Origin of the sequence: Lactobacillus xujianguonis (genome assembly GCF_004009905.1) — a bacterium.
In the GTDB taxonomy this organism is placed as follows: Bacteria; Bacillota; Bacilli; order Lactobacillales; family Lactobacillaceae; genus Lactobacillus; species Lactobacillus xujianguonis.
This window is the reverse complement of record NZ_ML136891.1, coordinates 16,665-34,123: the sequence shown is the minus strand read 5'-3', so window position 1 is coordinate 34,123 and position 17,459 is coordinate 16,665. Positions and strand designations below refer to the sequence as shown.

The window sequence follows — 17,459 nt, the reverse complement described above, 5'->3', positions numbered from 1 at the left end:
AAAGTAATCACCGTAAGTATACTTATCGCGTTAAAGGCCAAGGCAAATATTGGTCTGAAGCTGGTGCCGAAGGCATGCTTCGAATTCTAACTTGCATCAAGAATGGAGACTTAGAAGAATGGCTCAACAGTGATTTTGAAACGAGCAAACTAATTAGCTTAGACCGTAAGAAATTACAAGCCGCAGCTAGAGATAGTTTGAGAATCCGTCACGAAATCCATACCGGTATTCAACACGGAGCCTTAACAGCAGCAGTAGTTGGTGGCAGCTATTTAAGTAAATTCAATCGGATGTTAAATCACATAAATTATTAAGAAATTAAGGTCAGACTAATGGTTTTTGAGTAACCGCAAAAACTTTGACACTTACGTAAAAAATGCTCCCCTTTTTTCTAAAATCAATTCATGCTATAATCAAAAGCAAAGCAAGAACCAAGAGGGGTCGACTTGATTTACAGAGAAAAGCCAGACAGCTGAGAGGCCGAAAGTTGACTAGTAGCTTGGTTAGCTGATTAACTGAAACTAAGTAAGTTAATCCGGACACTTCAGCGCCGTTATCGCTTATAAGAGAAGTATGTTTTTGCATGCTTAACCATAGGTGGTACCGCGGTTAGTAAATCGTCCTAGACAAGATTGTCTAGGACTTTTTTATTGGAGGAATTTTAATGACAGATTTAGCACCTAAATACAACCCAAATGAGGTTGAAAAAGGCAGATATCAAACTTGGCTTGATGAAGATTTATTCAAGCCATCTGGTGACAAGAAAGCTCACCCTTATTCAATTGTTATCCCACCACCAAATGTAACTGGTAAGTTGCACTTGGGTCACGCTTGGGATACGGCAATTCAAGATACTTTAATTCGTTTTAAGCGGATGCAAGGTTACGACACGCTTTACTTGCCAGGGATGGACCACGCTGGTATCGCTACGCAAGCTAAAGTAGAAGCAAAATTGCGTAAGCAAGGCAAAGATCGTCACCAAATGGGACGTGAAGCCTTTGTTAAACAAGTTTGGGACTGGAAAGATGAGTACGCAAATATCATCAAGGGCCAATGGGCTAAGATGGGGCTTTCTCTTGATTATTCCCGTGAACGTTTCACTTTAGACAAAGGTCTTTCAAAAGCGGTTAAGAAGGTTTTCGTTCAACTTTACAATGAAGGCTTAATTTACCGTGGCGAATATATCATTAACTGGGACCCAGCTCTTCAAACTGCCTTGAGTGATATTGAAGTTATTCACAAAGACGACAAGGGTGCTTTCTACCACATTAAGTATCCATTTGCAGATGGCTCAGGTTTTGTTGAAATCGCCACTACTCGTCCTGAAACCATGTTTGGTGATACTGCTGTTGCCGTTGCTCCAGGGGATGAAAGATACAAGGATCTTGTTGGTAAGGAATTAATTTTGCCACTTGTTGGCCGTCATATTCCAATTATTGAAGATCAACACGTTGATCCAGAATTTGGGACTGGTTTAGTTAAAATTACGCCAGCCCATGACCCTAACGACTTCCAAGTTGGTAACCGTCATAATTTGAAGAGAATCAATGTGATGAACGATGACGGTACGATGAACGAAGAATGTGGCAAATATGCTGGGATGGATCGGTTTGACTGCCGTGAACAATTAGTTAAGGGTCTTAAAGAAGAAGGTTACTTAATCAAGATTGAACCAATCGTTCACTCAGTAGGTCACTCAGAACGTTCTGGTGTTCAAGTTGAACCACGTCTTTCTAAGCAATGGTTCGTTAAGATGAAGCCACTTGCTGACAAGGTTCTTGAAAATCAAAAGACTGACGGCAAGGTTAACTTTGTTCCAGAAAGATTTGAAGGTACTTTAGATCACTGGATGGAAGATGTTCACGACTGGTGTATTTCACGTCAATTATGGTGGGGTCACCGTATTCCAGCTTGGTACAACAAGAAGACTGGTGAAACTTATGTAGGTGAAGAAGCTCCTAAGGATATTGAAAACTGGGAACAAGATCCAGACGTACTTGATACCTGGTTCTCAAGTGCTCTTTGGCCATTTTCAACTTTAGGTTGGCCTGACACTGATTCAGAAGACTTTAAGCGTTACTTCCCAACCAATGCTTTGGTAACTGGTTACGACATCATTTTCTTCTGGGTATCCAGAATGATGTTCCAAAGCTTGCACTTTACTAAGAAGCGTCCATTCAAGGATGTTGTCCTTCACGGTTTAATGCGGGATGAACAAGGACGCAAGATGAGTAAATCTCTTGGTAACGGGGTTGACCCAATGGATGTAGTTGATAAGTACGGTGCTGATGCTCTTCGTTGGTTCTTACTTAACGGTACTGCCCCTGGTCAAGATACTCGTTATGATCCTAAGAAGTTATCTGCTGCTTGGAACTTCATTAATAAGATTTGGAATGCTAGTCGGTTCGTAATTATGAACTTACCAGCTGATGCTAAGACAGCTCATATGCCGGACACAAGTAAGTTCGATGTTGCTGACAGTTGGATTTTTGATCGTTTGAACCACGTTGTCGGTGAAGTTGTTCGTTTATTTGACGAATACAAATTTGGTGAAGCCGGCCGTGAACTTTACAATTTTATTTGGAATGATTTCTGTGACTGGTACATTGAAATCTCAAAGGTTGCTTTAAACGGGGACGATGAAGAATTAAAGGCTAGAAAGCAAGAAAACTTAGTTTGGATTCTTGATCAAATCTTGCGCTTAATGCACCCAATTATGCCATTCGTAACCGAAAAGCTTTGGTTATCAATGCCTCACGAAGGTAAGTCCATTATGCTTGCCAAATACCCAACTACTCATCAAGAGTTTGAAAACAAGCAAGCAGATGAAGATATGGCCTTCATGATTGAAGTGATTAAAGCCGTTCGTAACATTCGGATGGAAGTTAACGCACCAATGTCATCCAAGATTGATATTATGATCAAGCTTGATGATGAAAAAGACAAGCATATTTTAAGTGAAAATGCCGACTACGTTGAAAACTTCTTGCACCCTAAGGAATTAACCGTTGCTACTGACATCGATGCACCAAAGCTTGCCAAGAATGCGGTTATTCCAGGTGCGCAGATCTTCGTTCCATTGACTGAATTAGTCAATGTTGATGATGAAATCAAGAAGATGGAAAAAGAAGAAAAGCGGCTTGAAGGTGAAGTAGAACGTTCAACTAAGAAACTTGCTAACCAAGGCTTCGTTGCTCATGCTCCTGAAGCAGTTATTAACAAGGAAAAGGAAAAGCAAGCAGACTACCAAAGTCAACTTGCTGGCGTTCGAGAAAGAATTCAAGAATTGAAAGAAAGTAAATAGTTTGAAATTTACCAATGCACATGAGGTAATCTCATATCTGTATACTTTGCCACATTTACATGCTAAAAGTGATCTGTCTTACATTAAACGCATTTTAGCAGTGCTTGATAATCCGCAAGATAAGGTAAAAACACTTCATGTTACGGGGACTAATGGTAAAGGTTCGACATCTTACTATTTAAGCAATTTATTGCAAAAGGCCGGTCAAAAAACTGGCCTTTTTGTCTCACCTTTTGTGCGTGAATTTAATGAACGAATTCAACTTAATGGTCAAGATATTCCTGACCAGGATTTGGTGAAGACGGCTAACATAGTAGAAGAAGCACTAACAAAAATTAGACAGCAGGATGAAGAATTTTCCTTAGTTACTTTTGAATATGAAGTTGCTTTAGCTTTTGAATATTTTGCCCTAAATCATTGTGATTATGCGGTGATTGAGGTCGGGATTGGCGGTGAGCATGATAAGACTAATGTCATCATGCCGGCAGTTAGTATCATTACTACGGTAGGTTTGGACCATGAACAGATTATTGGTCCAACCTTAGCAGATATTGCGGTTGAAAAAAGCGGCATAATTAAGTACAAGCGCCCCGTTGTATTAGGTAATGTGCCGGAGTTAGTTCTACCGGTTTTAACTGAAAAAGCCGAAAAAGAAAAAGCACCTGTTTATTTATTAAATCGGGATTACCATTTACAAGCTAAGGAGCGATTTGAGTATCGATTTGCAGATCGGCAATTACATTTTAAATTGCGGCCAGAGGTGGAAGGCTACGATATTGCGATTGCAGTCACGGCCTTTTTATTGCTGAAATTGCCGCTGAATGATGAGCAAATCATGCAAGCAATTGATCAAACTGTGATTCCTGGGCGTTATCAGTTGCTAAGTAATAAACCAACGATTATTCTAGATGGGGCGCATAATATTCAGGCAATGAAAAACTTGCTAAAATTTGTGCGCAAATCTCACCAAGAGCCTGGTAAAATTAAGGTATTGATGACGATGATGAAGGATAAAGATTTAGCGCAAGTTTTTTCCTTATTTAAAGATGAAGAAGTGACGCTAACGACGATTCCATATCCTCGTGCTGCTAAATTAGCTGATTTTCCAGCAGCAGTGCGAGCTCGTTATCGATATGAGGCTGATTACCAAGTAGCTTATCGAAAGTTGCGTGAAAATTTGCAAACTGGAGATACGTTATTAATCACCGGATCATTTTATTTGGTCAGTGCGATTTTAAAGTTGGAGGAAGATAGGTGCGAGTTCAAGGAATAAGCGATGATATTAAAGGCATTATTTTTGATCTTGACGGTTTACTAGTTAATTCAGAGGAATTATATTGGCAAGCCAATATTCAAGCCGCAGAAGAAGCTAATTTGCCGATTCCACGTGATTCTTATTTGAAGCTAGCTGGTGCTAGTGTCAAAGAAATGGAAGCTTTTTATCATAAGTACTTTAAGACCACAGTTGAGCGTGATAAGTTTATTAAAAGAACTGACGATTTAGTTTGGCAATGGACTGATGAAGGAAAGTTAAAGCTTCGTCCTGGTGTACAAGCAGCCTTAGATAAGTTTCAAGAACTGGACTTGCCACTTGCAATTGCTTCAAGTAATTATGAAGATGTCTTGGAGCATGCTTTATGGGCAACAGGGATTCGTAATTATTTTGCCTTTCATCTCAGCTACTTAGATGTGCAAAAGGGTCATATTAAATCTAAGCCAGCACCAGATATTTATCTGGCAGCTGCTAAGAAGATGGCCTTACCTAAGAAAAATTTATTGGTGTTTGAAGATTCACCAACTGGTGTGCAAGCAGCCAAGAATGCGGACATCAAAGTAGTGATGATTCCTGATATTCTCACACCTTCAGCTCAGGATCGTAAGAGAGCAACAATGATTTGTAAAAACTTTTTTGAATTTCTTAAAAAAATTTAGCCCCTTTTTCACGTATTTAGTGATGGGAGGATTTTTAAATGGAAATTTTAAAATCAAATCATTACATTGTTAATACAGATATTGAAATGGTCTCACAATTGTTTTCATATCTGGAAGAAGTTGGCATCACTAAGTTAGAAGATTTAGAAAAGCAGTTGTTAAAACTGAAAGTTAATTCTTTTAATGACTTATTAAATTACACTTCCGGTCCGGATTGTGAAGAAGAGTTAGCCATTATTGTCGAAGAAGTCATCGATCGGTAACGTCTGTCAGAGCCAAAAAGAGAAACTATTTTTACTTCTAGTCGTGAAGTAGGACATTATTTAGCTGACAAATTAGCTGGTCATAAACAAGAAGAGTTTTGGACTCTATATTTGGATAATAGTAGTCATATTGTGGCGGAAAAGAAGATTTCGCAAGGAACTTTAGATAAAGCAATCGCTCATCCGCGGGATGTGTTTCGTTGGGCAGTTGTCTTTAACTGTGCAGGGATGATTGTGGCTCATAATCATCCAAGTGGTAAGCTGTTACCATCAAATAGTGATTTTAAAATGACGCGCCAACTAAAAGAGGCCGCCAAAATGATGAAAATTGATCTGCTGGATCATTTTATCGTGGGTAAGGGTCAGTATTTGAGTATGAAAGAGCATGAATTGTTTTAAATTTTTTAAAATTCCGGTGAAAAACTGTTTTACCCTGAGATTATGCTATAATTATTCAAGATTTAGAGACCGCAACAATTAAGGAGAGATTTTCGTGTTTGGATTAGGTTCAAAGAATATTGGTATCGATTTAGGTACCGCCAATACGCTGGTTTACATGGAAGGTAAAGGAATTGTTTTAAGAGAACCTTCCGTAGTTGCTAAAAATACCCAAAGCGGTGAAGTGATTGCCGTGGGGTCAGAAGCTAAAGAAATGATTGGTAGAACACCAGGCAGTATTCGCGCTATTCGTCCAATGAAAGACGGTGTGATTGCTGATTATGATACAACTGCTGCGATGCTTAAGTACTTCATGGAAAAGACAGTTGGTAATTCTAAGCCATCAGTCATGATTTGTGTCCCATCTGGTGTTACTGAAGTTGAAAAACGTGCTGTTATTGATGCTGCTCGCGTAGCTGGTGCACGTGAAGCTTTTGTTATTGAAGAACCATTTGCAGCCGCAATCGGTGCCGGTCTTCCTGTAATGGATCCAACTGGTTCAATGGTTGTTGATATTGGTGGTGGTACGACTGATGTTGCTACTATTTCTTTAGGTGGGATTGTTTCTTCATCATCAATTCGTCAAGCTGGTGATAAGTTCAATAGCGCAATTATTAACTATGTTCACTCCAAGTTTAATTTATTAATTGGTGAAAGAACTGCTGAAGATATTAAGATTCAAATTGGTTCTGCCTCAATTGAAAAGGCTAAAGAAATTGAATCAATGAATATTCGTGGTCGTGACTTAGTAACTGGTTTACCTAAGTCTGTTGATATTGCTGCTGAAGATGTAGCTAAAGCAATTCAAGATGTTGTGCAAGATATCATTGTTGCCATTAAGGAAACTTTGGAACAAACTTCACCAGAAATTGCGGCTGACGTAATTGATCATGGTATTGTTTTAACTGGGGGTGGAGCTCTGCTTAAGAACTTACCAGATGTTATTTCTGAAGCAACCAAGGTACCAGTCTTCATCGCTCAAGATCCACTTGACTGTGTTGCCATTGGTACTGGTGAATCATTGAAGAACATCGAAGTTATGCGCAGAACGCGTAAATAATTAAAAAACCGGGTAAAACCGGTTTTTCTATAGGATCATTTTCTTTATGAAAAAATTTCTACAAAACAAAAAATTATTATCAGCGTTTTTGATTGTCATTATCATTTTAATCGTGTTAGGGGGCAGTGTGCGTTTGCGTAATCGCCGTAATAGCCCGTTGATTATTCAGAGTTTTGGTAATGACTTGGTCGCTGCTGGTTCAAGAATTGTTGATGCCCCCCTGAGTCTGATTTCAGGTGGCTTGAATAGCGTTAACGATCTGTTAAATACGCAAAGTGAAAACAATCATTTAAAGAGTCAAGTGACGGACTTGGCACAGACTAAGGCACGGGACCAAGCTTTAAAAGCAGAAAACCGGCAATTGAAGAAAGCCTTAGAATTAAAGGATACTTTGACAAGCTATAACAAAATTAATGCTTCAGTTATTTCACGCTCGTCTGATACTTGGTCAGATTTATTAGTGATTAATAAGGGCTCGTCAGCTGGTGTAAGAAAGAATCAAGCTGTTATGAGCGGTGGCGGAGTTATTGGCCGGGTAATTGAAGTTAACGCTGCTTCAGCTAAGGTAGAATTAATTACCACGACAGATAAGTCTGCTAACCGTTTTGCTGTCCAAGCAGAAGCTGCGAATGGCAAAAAAGTTCACGGAATTATTACTGTCAACTCTGCTAATAGTTTGGCCTTTACGCAAGTAGTTGACAGCCGGAAGTTAAAGCAAGGCACTAAAGTCTACACCAGTGGAATGGGTGGTAATTCACCTAAAGGGCTGTTAATTGGGACGGTTGCTGCTACAACTCGTGATTCTTTTGGCCTCTCTGACTTAATTAAGATTAATCCAGCTGGAGATATTAACGATCCATCAGTAGTAACTGTCATCGAAAGAAAGGTGGCTAACTAATGCGCATTTTAAGAGAATGGGTGTTAGCCATTGCTTTATATGTAGCTATTATTTTAGATGGCTCGTTTTCGCTGTATTTACATCAATTTATGAGTTTTCATAATTATGGTGCCGCCTGTATGATTATGCCAATTGGAATTATCTTAATTGGCTTATTTGATGATACGAATGCTAACGAAATTTGGTTGGCTTTAGGTACAGGCGTTGTTGCTGACATTTTCACTTTAGGCATTATTGGTGTTTATACGGTTGCTTTACCATTATTATGTTGGGGCAGTCAGCGAGTAGCACGCTTTTTGCCAGAGACCTTTTGGGCCCGATTAATTGTGGTCTTGTTGGGGGTTTCCTTACTAGATATCTATAGCTGGATTATTTTGTCGATGGTTGGAATAATCAACGTTTCAGGGCATGTATTACTATTTAGCGTATTAATTAATTTAATTTGGTCATTAGTGTTTTATGTATTGACTTATTGGATTTGGGGCGGATTAACCGTGAATTATCCATTTCTGGTTGATCTTGATGCCTATCGACAATAAAAAAGAAGCTGGAAAAGTGAATTTCCGGCTTCTTTTTTTGTTGTGTTATTCTCCAAGTAAACCTGGTAAAAGTGATACGACAATTGCCGCCAAAGTGATGAAAGCCATTAAGACAGCCATTACGATGGTTAAAATTTGAAACTTGGATTTCTTTTTTCTACGTGCCATCAAAAACCTCCTATTTCTAAATATTTTATGCTTCTTAGTGGTTTTTTTCAATTCAGTAAAAGGTTAAAATAGGTTAAATGGAGGAAAAGTAATGTTTCTGATTTTTTTAATACCAATTGTTGGTTTAGCCTTTGATGCCTTGATAACCAAAATTTTCCCAAAAGCACAATTTCGTGGTTATGATGTGTTACCATTTTTCTTTATTCCAGTGTGCAACATGATGACTAATTTGAAAAATAAACCATCTTTTTTGCCATATGGTTTCTTTTTATTTTTTATTTTGGTTGTGATTGTGACCGTTGAAGAAGCGGTAAAAAATAAAAACATTCCATTTGGGAAAACTCTCCACCACTTGTGGGGCTACTTAAGCTTGTGCTCTATTATGTGGTACGTGGGATTGCTATTTATAATCTTAATATAAGATACATCTTATACGTATACTTTTGAGATCCTTGAAGTAAAAACATTTTAGGGGTCTTTTTTATTTTGTACATAAATAAAAATCTAAGAAATAATAAAAATATAAGCTTTTTTTTAACATGGTGTGGTAGAAAGTGGTGAATTGTGGTAAATTATTCATTGGAAGGGGGGCTAGACCATGTTCATGGGTGAATATCATCATAACCTTGACAGCAAAGGTCGCTTAATTATACCAGCGAAGCTGCGCAGTCAGATTGGTGAAGAGATGGTATTCACCAGAGGAATGGAAGGCTGCATTTTCGGCTATACGATTGAAGTATGGCACGAAATTGAAGCCAAATTAGCGCAACTTCCGTTGACTAAGAGAAACGTACGCAGTTTTATGCGTTTGTTCTACTCTGGTGCGATGGAATGCGAGTTCGACAAGCAAGGGCGCGTTAATCTGACCACGACATTAAAAATGCATGCTGGGCTTACGAAGGAATGTGTAATCGTAGGCGTTTCTAACCGAATTGAAATTTGGTCTAAGAAGCGTTGGGAAGACTTCTCAGCAGAAGCTAACCAAAGTTACGATGACATCGCAGAAAATTTGGACGACATTGAACTATAAATTATGAAATTCAAACACACCAGTGTTCTCTTACACGAAACTATAGATAATTTAAAACCAAAAAACGGTGGTCTTTATGTAGATGCTACTTTTGGCGGTGGTGGACACGCTAAGTATTTACTCAGTAAGATCGATTCAGGTACGCTCATTGGTTTTGACCAAGATGAATATGCAATACAGGCGGCAAAGTTAAACTTTGCTGATTTATTGAAGGATGAGAGTGATCCTCAGTTAAAGCTTGTACATGACAACTTTAGCCATCTTGAAGAAAACTTGGTTAAGCTAGGTTATTCAGACAGCATTGATGGCATATACTATGACTTAGGAGTCTCTTCTCCGCAGTTTGATCAAGCAGATCGCGGCTTTTCGTACCGCTATAATGCTCGGTTGGATATGAGAATGGATCAAAGTCAAGATCTTGACGCCTATGAATTGGTTAATACTAGAAGTCAAAAAGAATTGGCGGATATTTTATATCAGTATGGTGATGAAAAGTTTTCTCGCCAGATTGCTCATCGTATCGTTGAAAGACGCAAGGAACAGCCAATTAAAACCACGTTTGAATTGGTTGACATCATTAAGGATGCAATTCCAGCATATGCACGTCGAACTGGAGGACATCCGGCAAAGAAGAGTTTTCAAGCTTTGCGGGTGGCTGTTAATCACGAATTAGACGTTTTGAAAGCTTCACTTGAAGAAGCAATCAAAGTTTTACGACCGGGCGGTCGCATTAGCGTGATTACATTCCAGTCAGATGAAGACAAGATCGTGAAAGGTATATTTAAGAAATATTCCGAAGTTGAAATCCCACGAGGGATGCCGATGATTCCAGAAGGGTTAAAACCAACCCTCCGGTTAGTAAATCGGAAGCCAATCACTGCTACAGCTTCAGAATTAGAAAACAACAAGCGCTCACACAGTGCAAAGCTACGGGTTGCAGAGAAGATATGAAGAGGAAAATGGTATGGCTGATAGTTCTGCTAGAAGAATTGAATTAGAACCCAATAAGCAAACTGAGTTTAAAAAACGACGACGAATTGCGCCGAATCCTCATCAAGTGAGTTGGACCGGTTTAGAAAGAACTTTAGTTATTCTGGGAAGTGTAGTTGCAATTGCAATGATGATCTTTCTGGTGTCTTCAAGTATTTCTGCAACCTCAGCTCAACACGAGCTTTCAGATGTTCAACAAGCTATTTCAACAGAGCAAAATAATATTACTGATTTGCATCAACAAATCGGTGAACTTACTTCAAGCTCTCGCTTGAACAAGATTGCTCGTGCAAAAGGTTTAACTTTGATAGAGAAAAACATTAGGACAATTCGCTAATGAATAAGAAAAATAACAAGTTAAATTTACAGAAAACCAAAGCCCACGGCTACCGCTTTACGGTGGGGAGAATTCTCCAAGTAGCTGTGGCTTTGGTTTTTCTTGTTTTTATAGGTCGATTTTTATATATTGGTATTTCCAAAACGGTGGAAGGACAAAATCTTTCGGAACGGACCGAACAACTTTATCATCGTAATCAAGTTTTAAAGGCAAATCGCGGAAGTATTTTTGATCGAAACGGTTTAGCCATTGCGGAAGATTCACATCTGTATACGATTTATGCAATTTTAGATAAATCATCCATCAATTACAAAAACAAGCCTGAATATGTAGTCAATAAAGAAGAGACAGCACGAAAACTAGCAACAGTGTTACCACTGTCTGAAAATAAGATTTATAAATTCTTAACTCCGAAAAAGAAAGTTTTCCAAGTTCAATTTGGGGCTGGTGGTAGTAATTTGACGAAACGGCAAAAGAATAAGATCGAAGAGATGCATTTGCCAGGAATCAAATTTACTGAAACACCTTCAAGGTTATATCCAAATGGAACTTTTGCTTCGCATGTCGTTGGACTTGCTCAACCAGTTACTGACAAGAAGGGTAACATCAATTTGGTTGGTACTATGGGGCTTGAAGCTTGGTTCAATGATACCTTGACTGGTAAAGATGGTTACCGTATCTCTTCAGTTGATGCTACGGAAACACAATTGCCGAATAAGTCACAGGCTTTTAAGCCGGCAGTTAATGGTGATGATTTGTACTTGACTTTAGATTCACAGTTACAATCATTAGTTGAAAACCGCTTAAATGAAGTTCAAAAAGCCTATTCACCAAAGAACATTACCGCTGTAGTTGAAGATATGAAGACCGGTAAAATCTTAGCTGCCTCACAAAGACCAACGTTTAATCCGCAAACTAAAAAAGGTTTGACTAAGTCTTACCGCAATATTTTAGTGCAGGATACTTATGAACCAGGTTCGGTGTTCAAGATCTTGACTTTAGCAGCGGCGGTAAATAGTGGTAATTATCATCCGAATAATTATTACAATTCTGGTTCCGTCGGTGTTGGAGGAGCGACTATTCATGACTGGCTAACTTCCGGTTGGGGTAGTATTCCGTTCTCACAAGCCTTTCCGCGCTCAAGTAATACTGGTTTTGTTCACATTGAACAACAAATGGGTGCTAAAACTTGGCGGAAATACCTGAAGCGTTTCAGAATTACTAAGAAAACTGGCGTCACTTTACCTGGAGAACAACCTGGACTTCTATCCTTTGGCACCACGACTGATCAAGCTGTTACTAGCTTTGGTCAAGGTGTAAATGTGAATGTTATGCAAATGATGCAGGCCTTTAGTAGTTTGGGTAATAATGGACAAATGGTGAAGCCACAGTTTGTCGATAAAATTACCAATGCTAATGGTAAAGTAATTCAAGGCTATCAAGTCAAGAAAGTCGGCGCTCCAGTTTATAGCAAACAAACTCGCAAAGTTTTGATTGAAAACATGAAGCGGGTTCTAGATAAACGGATTGGTACAGGACATGCTTATTACATGCGTGGTAAAGATATTGCGGTTAAGACTGGGACAGCCCAAATTGCTAATCCGAAAGGTGGAGGCTATTTGAAGGGAGACAACAATTATGTCTTCTCAGTAGTTGGCGTCACTCCAACTAAGAATCCACGTTACTGTGTTTACATTACAATTAAACAACCACAGAGATTAGGCTCAGGTGCGGAAGCAATTTTAGCTTCAATCTTTAAACCAGTAATGAATCGGGTCATTATCATGTCCAAGAACGATAAATCACCACTTAGCATTGTAAAAGTGCCAGCTGTTAAAAATATGAGTTATGCTAAGGCACGTGATCAATTGCTTCATGCAGGTTTAAATATTTATCGTTTAGGAAATAACAAGAAGGTTATTGGTCAAGGCATTAAACCTGGTGAAAAGCTTTCTTCTGGTGGTCGAGTCTTTGTACTGACTGTGGGTAGAGTTAAATGTCCAAATATGAAGGCCTGGTCGCTGGAAGATTTACATCAGTTTGCTAATTTGACTGGTGTTAAAGTAAGTATTGAAGGAAACGGTACGGTTGCTTCGCAAAGTGTTAAAGCTGGGAAGACAATTAAAGCCGGTATGAAAATCAAAATTAAATTAAAGGAGTAGTAGCAAGATGCTTGTAAGCATTATCGCATTAGTTAGTTCGCTGGCATTGACAGCAATTTTTATTCCATGGTTAATCATTTTTATGCGTTCTCATCACGAAGGACAAGAAATTCGTGACGAAGGACCTAAATGGCACCAGAAAAAATCTGGAACGCCAACGATGGGCGGTACAATTTTTGTGCTAGCAGCTGTTATTTCCACTCTTTGGGTAGCCATTTGGCAAGGACAGATTAATAAAACCGTTTGGATTTTGTTAATTTCTTTATTAGGATACGGCATTATCGGGTTCCTTGATGACGGAATTAAGCTGTATTTTAAACGTAATTTAGGTTTAAGAGCATGGCAAAAGTTAGCTTTACAAATTATTATTGCTATTGTGATCGTCTTTATTGCTGCAAGTGATCATTTCAAATTTGCCTTATTTATTCCATTCTTAGGTGTAATCGATAGTGCTGTCTTGTTTACAATCTTCCTAATTTTCTGGTTAGTTGGCTTTTCTAATGCTGTTAACTTATCCGATGGACTTGATGGCTTAGCAACAGGACTTTCAATTATTGCTTATGGTACTTATGCCTATATGGCATTCAAGCAAAAGAATCTTGCAATTCTGATCTTTTGTATGAGTGTGATTGGTGGTTTAATTGCTTTCTTCATCTTTAACCATAAACCTGCTAAAATCTTTATGGGTGATGCAGGTTCATTGGCTTTAGGTGGTGGTTTAGCTGCTGTAAGTGTATTTTTGAATCATCCTTGGTCATTGCTCTTAGTTGGGATTGTGTTTGTTTGCGAAACAGCGAGTGTTATTTTGCAAGTTATATCATTCCAAACAACTGGTAAACGAATCTTTAAGATGACGCCAATTCACCACCATTTTGAAATGTTAGGTTGGTCAGAATGGAAAGTTGACACTGTCTTTTGGATTGTTGGCTTAATTGGTAGTATTTTGTATTTAATTATTTGGGGTTAAAGAAAATAAAAAATGAAACAAATAGATACCTACAAGAACAAAAACATTTTAGTTTTAGGTTTAGGTAAAAGCGGTTTTGCCGTTAGTGAATTATTGCTTAAATTAGGAGCAAAATTAACTTTAAATGACAAGGCAGAACTAGATCATAACGATAAAGCACAAGAACTAAAAGATAAGGGTGTGCGTGTTATCGGTGGTCATCACCCAGTAGAATTGTTGGAACAAGAACATTTCGATTACTTGGTTAAGAACCCAGGAATTCCTTATGAAAATCCAATGGTTGCTAAAGCCGCTGAATTGAAAATTCCAATTATTACTGAACCAGAAATTGCTTTAGCAGTCAGTGAAGCACCATATGTTTGTGTAACTGGCTCTAATGGTAAGACGACAACGGTAATGTTGATCCAAAGAATTTTAGATCATCATTTACGAAAATCTGGTCATCATGCGTATGCTGTAGGTAATATTGGTGTGCCAATTTCTGAAGTTGTTCCCAAGGCAACTAAAGATGATATTTTGGTAGTTGAGATTTCATCATTCCAATTGATGGGAGTTACCGATATTGATCCAAAGGTAGCTGCTATTGTAGATATTTATCATAATGTTCACTTGGATTACCATAAGACTTTTGAAAACTATGTTAATGCCAAGTTAAATGTCACCAGATTTCAAAATGAAAATGATTACTTCATTGCTAACTTTGACCAAAAGGATATTTTAGCTAAAGAATTAGCCACTACTAAGGCTCACGTACAAACTTTTTCTGAAACTGATCCAGAAGCAGACTACTTCATCGGAAAAGATTACTTGCAACATAAAGATGAAAAGGTAATGAAGATTGATGATATCAAGTTACCAGGAATCCATAACCAACAAAATTCTTTAGTAGCGATTGCTATTTCAAAATTGATGGGTGCTGATAACGATGATATTCAAGTAGTGTTAAGCACTTTTGCTGGAGCAAAGCATCGTTTACAATATGTGATGACTTTAGACGGACGTAAAGTTTACAACGATTCTAAGTCAACTAATATTGAAGCGGCAACAGTTGCAATTCCTTCCTTTAAGCAACCAGAAGTTTTGATTGCTGGAGGATTAGACCGTGGTTTTACCTTTGATTCTTTAGTACCATTATTTAAAGAACACGTTAAAGCAATCGTTTTATATGGAGAAACCAAGTACTTGCTTGCTGATGCTGCTAGAAAGGCTGGTATTAAGCAAATTGTAATCGAAAATACTTTACAAGAAGCTGTCCCTAAGGCTTATGAATTAACTGAACCAGGAGACGTCTTGTTGTTCTCACCAGCTTGTGCTTCTTGGGATCAATTTAGAACTTTTGAAGACCGTGGAGATTATTTCGTTAAGTTTGTAGAGGAATTGAAGACTAAATAAAATGAGAGTTATTTTTACTGGTGGTGGCACAGGCGGTCACATTTATCCAATTATGGCAATTATTGAACGCTTAAAAGAGCGCGAGATTTGTACTAACGATGAAATCTTGTTTGTTGGTACCCAAAAGGGTTTGGAATCAAAAATTGTTCCTGCAGCTGGTGTGAACTTTAAGACCATTAAGATTCAAGGGTTCAATCGAAAACATCCCTTAAAGAATTTCGAAACCATTGAATTGTTCTTAAAAGCTACTAAACGGGCTCGTGAAATTTTGACTGAGTTCAAGCCTGATGTTGTTTTAGGTACTGGTGGTTATGTTTCTGGAGCGATGGTTTACGAAGCAGCTAAGATGCATATTCCAACCATGATTCATGAATCTAACTCTGTAGTTGGTTTGGCTAATAAGTTTTTAGGTCACTATGTTGACAAAATTTGTTACACCTTTGATGATGCTGCTAAACAATTCTCAGAGAAGAAGAAATTGGTTAAAACTGGTAATCCCCGGTCACAACAAGTTTTAGGCTTAAATAATACCCCGATTGACTTGAAAAAAGAGTGGGGCTTAAGTAACACGATGCCAACTGTGCTCGTGTTTGGCGGTTCACGTGGTGCTTTAGCAATTAACCGAATTATGTTGCAATCATTAATGGAATTGAAAAAGAAGCCATATCAAATTATTTGGGCTACAGGGACTTATTACTTTGATGCTGTCCAAAAGAAATTAGCAAATATTGATATTGGCAAGAATATTAAGATTTTGCCATACATCAAAAATATGCCAGCCTTGCTTCCAGAAATGACCTGTGTGGTAGCACGTTCTGGAGCCACAAGTATTGCAGAGTTTACTGCTTTAGGTGTGCCAGCAATTTTGATTCCAAGTCCTAATGTAACCCATAATCACCAAATGAAGAATGCAATGGATTTGGAAAAAGCTGGTGCTGCTTTGGTTTTACCTGAAGATGATTTAAATCCAAATAACTTTGTTTCCTCAATTGATCATATTTTGTTAGATGAAAAATATGCTACTGAAATGAAGAAAGCTTCAAAAGCATTGGGTGTACCAGATGCCTCAGATGAAGTTATTAAAGTATTGCAAGAAATTTCACGTTAGAAAGTAGGTGAGGCGGATGCCGAATAAAAAGGTTACTAAAATTGATCCGAGAAAAGAACTTTCTCCGTATTTAAATCATCAAAATAACCAGAATCGAAATCGTAAAAAGCACTCGAAGGTCTCTGCCTCACTTTCAGGTTTGCATATTGAAAGACGAAATGCATTAATTAAGCGTTTGGGAAGCATTCTGGCTGTTTCTGGAATTGCGATTATTGGATTAGGCTATTATGTTTCTCCATTAGCAAATGTCGATAGTGTGCAAATTAAGGGAGCACCAGATTTAATTCCTAAGCAAGTGGTAGCTAATTCTGGAATTAAAGCAAGTGATAAAGTTTTTGATTATGTTTTTCATCAGCATCATTTAAGTAAGCGGTTAGCTAACAAATATCCTGAAATTAAAAATGTTCAAGTTAAAGTAGTTCATTTAAATAATTTGATTTTGAATATTCAAGAACGGCCAACTGTTGGGTATATTAAAGATGGTGATCGTTATCGTAAGATCTTAGCCAATGGTAAAATCGGCAGTCGTTCTTTACCATGGTCGAAGGTTGATCAGCAAAAGCCTTTATTTATCGGTTACAACAAACAAGTTTCATTGACCGATGACTTAAAGCTATTTAACAGTTTTCCAGCGGATTTTCGTGAAGAAGTTAAATTACTTAGCGGAAGTCCAACACGAAAAATGCAAATTATTCTGGTCGTGAAAGATGGAAATGTCGTAATTGGTAATATTAATACGCTCAAAGACAAGATAAAATATTATAATGCAATTAAGGCAAAAGCTGGTAAGCATAGTCTAATAGACTTAGAAGTAGGAGCTTTTAGTAGGCCGCTAACTTCGAAAGAAAAGAAAGCTTATGGCATATCATAG

Annotated in this window: 16 protein-coding genes and 2 pseudogenes; 17 read left to right on the top strand and 1 reads right to left on the bottom strand. The window is 38.0% G+C overall.

All coding sequences use genetic code 11. From position 1 onward, the window contains the following. From EJK17_RS08420 to mreD, 8 genes and pseudogenes are all read left to right on the top strand, one after another. Positions 1-314, top strand: a pseudogene (locus tag EJK17_RS08420) (ISLre2 family transposase); the annotation flags it as partial. Between the two features lie 350 nt (positions 315-664). After that, positions 665-3,304: a valine--tRNA ligase gene (locus tag EJK17_RS08415; protein ID WP_103662139.1), complete on the top strand. Its 2,640-nt coding sequence runs from the start codon at positions 665-667 to the stop codon at positions 3,302-3,304. A 1-nt stretch (position 3,305) separates the two neighbouring features. Further along, entirely contained in the window at positions 3,306-4,577 is a 1,272-nt protein-coding gene (locus EJK17_RS08410; RefSeq protein WP_127796345.1) for a bifunctional folylpolyglutamate synthase/dihydrofolate synthase, read from the top strand. Further along, complete coding sequence (locus EJK17_RS08405; protein WP_103662137.1) at positions 4,559-5,236, top strand: HAD family hydrolase; 678 nt, start codon at positions 4,559-4,561, stop codon at positions 5,234-5,236. Before EJK17_RS08410 ends, EJK17_RS08405 begins: the two co-directional genes overlap by 19 nt. 38 nt (positions 5,237-5,274) lie before the next feature. Then, positions 5,275-5,898: pseudogene (locus EJK17_RS08400) on the top strand (JAB domain-containing protein). Between the two features lie 94 nt (positions 5,899-5,992). Then, a complete protein-coding gene (locus EJK17_RS08395; protein ID WP_103662135.1) occupies positions 5,993-6,997 on the top strand; it encodes a rod shape-determining protein in 1,005 nt (334 codons plus the stop codon). Between the two features lie 46 nt (positions 6,998-7,043). After that, entirely contained in the window at positions 7,044-7,895 is an 852-nt protein-coding gene (mreC, locus tag EJK17_RS08390) for a rod shape-determining protein MreC (RefSeq protein WP_103662134.1), read from the top strand. Beyond that, positions 7,895-8,434: a rod shape-determining protein MreD gene (mreD, locus tag EJK17_RS08385; RefSeq protein WP_103662133.1), complete on the top strand. Its 540-nt coding sequence runs from the start codon at positions 7,895-7,897 to the stop codon at positions 8,432-8,434. Before mreC ends, mreD begins: the two co-directional genes overlap by 1 nt. A 45-nt stretch (positions 8,435-8,479) precedes the next feature. On the opposite strand, the gene EJK17_RS08380 is transcribed toward mreD, so the two are convergent. Then, positions 8,480-8,602 (bottom strand): DUF4044 domain-containing protein, encoded by a 123-nt coding sequence (locus EJK17_RS08380; RefSeq protein WP_103662132.1) that lies wholly within the window; start codon positions 8,600-8,602, stop codon positions 8,480-8,482. A gap of 91 nt (positions 8,603-8,693) precedes the next feature. On the opposite strand from EJK17_RS08380, the gene EJK17_RS08375 reads away from it, so the two are divergent. The 9 genes from EJK17_RS08375 (at position 8,694) to EJK17_RS08335 (ending at position 17,459) form a co-directional block, all read left to right on the top strand. After that, on the top strand, positions 8,694-9,023 hold the full coding sequence (locus tag EJK17_RS08375; protein ID WP_103662131.1) for a DUF3397 family protein: 330 nt from the start codon (positions 8,694-8,696) through the stop codon (positions 9,021-9,023). Positions 9,024-9,200: 177 nt separating this feature from the next. Continuing rightward, complete coding sequence (gene mraZ / locus EJK17_RS08370; RefSeq protein WP_103662130.1) at positions 9,201-9,632, top strand: division/cell wall cluster transcriptional repressor MraZ; 432 nt, start codon at positions 9,201-9,203, stop codon at positions 9,630-9,632. 3 nt (positions 9,633-9,635) lie between these two features. After that, complete coding sequence (rsmH, locus tag EJK17_RS08365) at positions 9,636-10,583, top strand: 16S rRNA (cytosine(1402)-N(4))-methyltransferase RsmH (protein WP_127796344.1); 948 nt, start codon at positions 9,636-9,638, stop codon at positions 10,581-10,583. Between the two features lie 13 nt (positions 10,584-10,596). Then, complete coding sequence (gene ftsL / locus EJK17_RS08360; RefSeq protein ID WP_103662128.1) at positions 10,597-10,959, top strand: cell division protein FtsL; 363 nt, start codon at positions 10,597-10,599, stop codon at positions 10,957-10,959. Then, a complete protein-coding gene (locus tag EJK17_RS08355; RefSeq protein WP_103662127.1) occupies positions 10,959-13,121 on the top strand; it encodes a penicillin-binding protein in 2,163 nt (720 codons plus the stop codon). Before ftsL ends, EJK17_RS08355 begins: the two co-directional genes overlap by 1 nt. Positions 13,122-13,128: 7 nt before the next feature. After that, complete coding sequence (gene mraY / locus EJK17_RS08350) at positions 13,129-14,088, top strand: phospho-N-acetylmuramoyl-pentapeptide-transferase (RefSeq protein WP_103662126.1); 960 nt, start codon at positions 13,129-13,131, stop codon at positions 14,086-14,088. 12 nt (positions 14,089-14,100) lie between these two features. Beyond that, positions 14,101-15,480, top strand: a complete 1,380-nt coding sequence (gene murD / locus EJK17_RS08345) for a UDP-N-acetylmuramoyl-L-alanine--D-glutamate ligase (RefSeq protein WP_103662125.1) — start codon at positions 14,101-14,103, stop codon at positions 15,478-15,480. 1 nt (position 15,481) lies between these two features. After that, positions 15,482-16,588 (top strand): undecaprenyldiphospho-muramoylpentapeptide beta-N-acetylglucosaminyltransferase, encoded by a 1,107-nt coding sequence (gene murG / locus EJK17_RS08340; RefSeq protein WP_103662124.1) that lies wholly within the window; start codon positions 15,482-15,484, stop codon positions 16,586-16,588. Positions 16,589-16,604: 16 nt separating this feature from the next. Further along, positions 16,605-17,459 carry a cell division protein FtsQ/DivIB gene (locus EJK17_RS08335; RefSeq protein WP_127796343.1) on the top strand — a complete coding sequence of 285 codons (855 nt, stop codon included), beginning with the start codon at positions 16,605-16,607 and terminating at the stop codon, positions 17,457-17,459.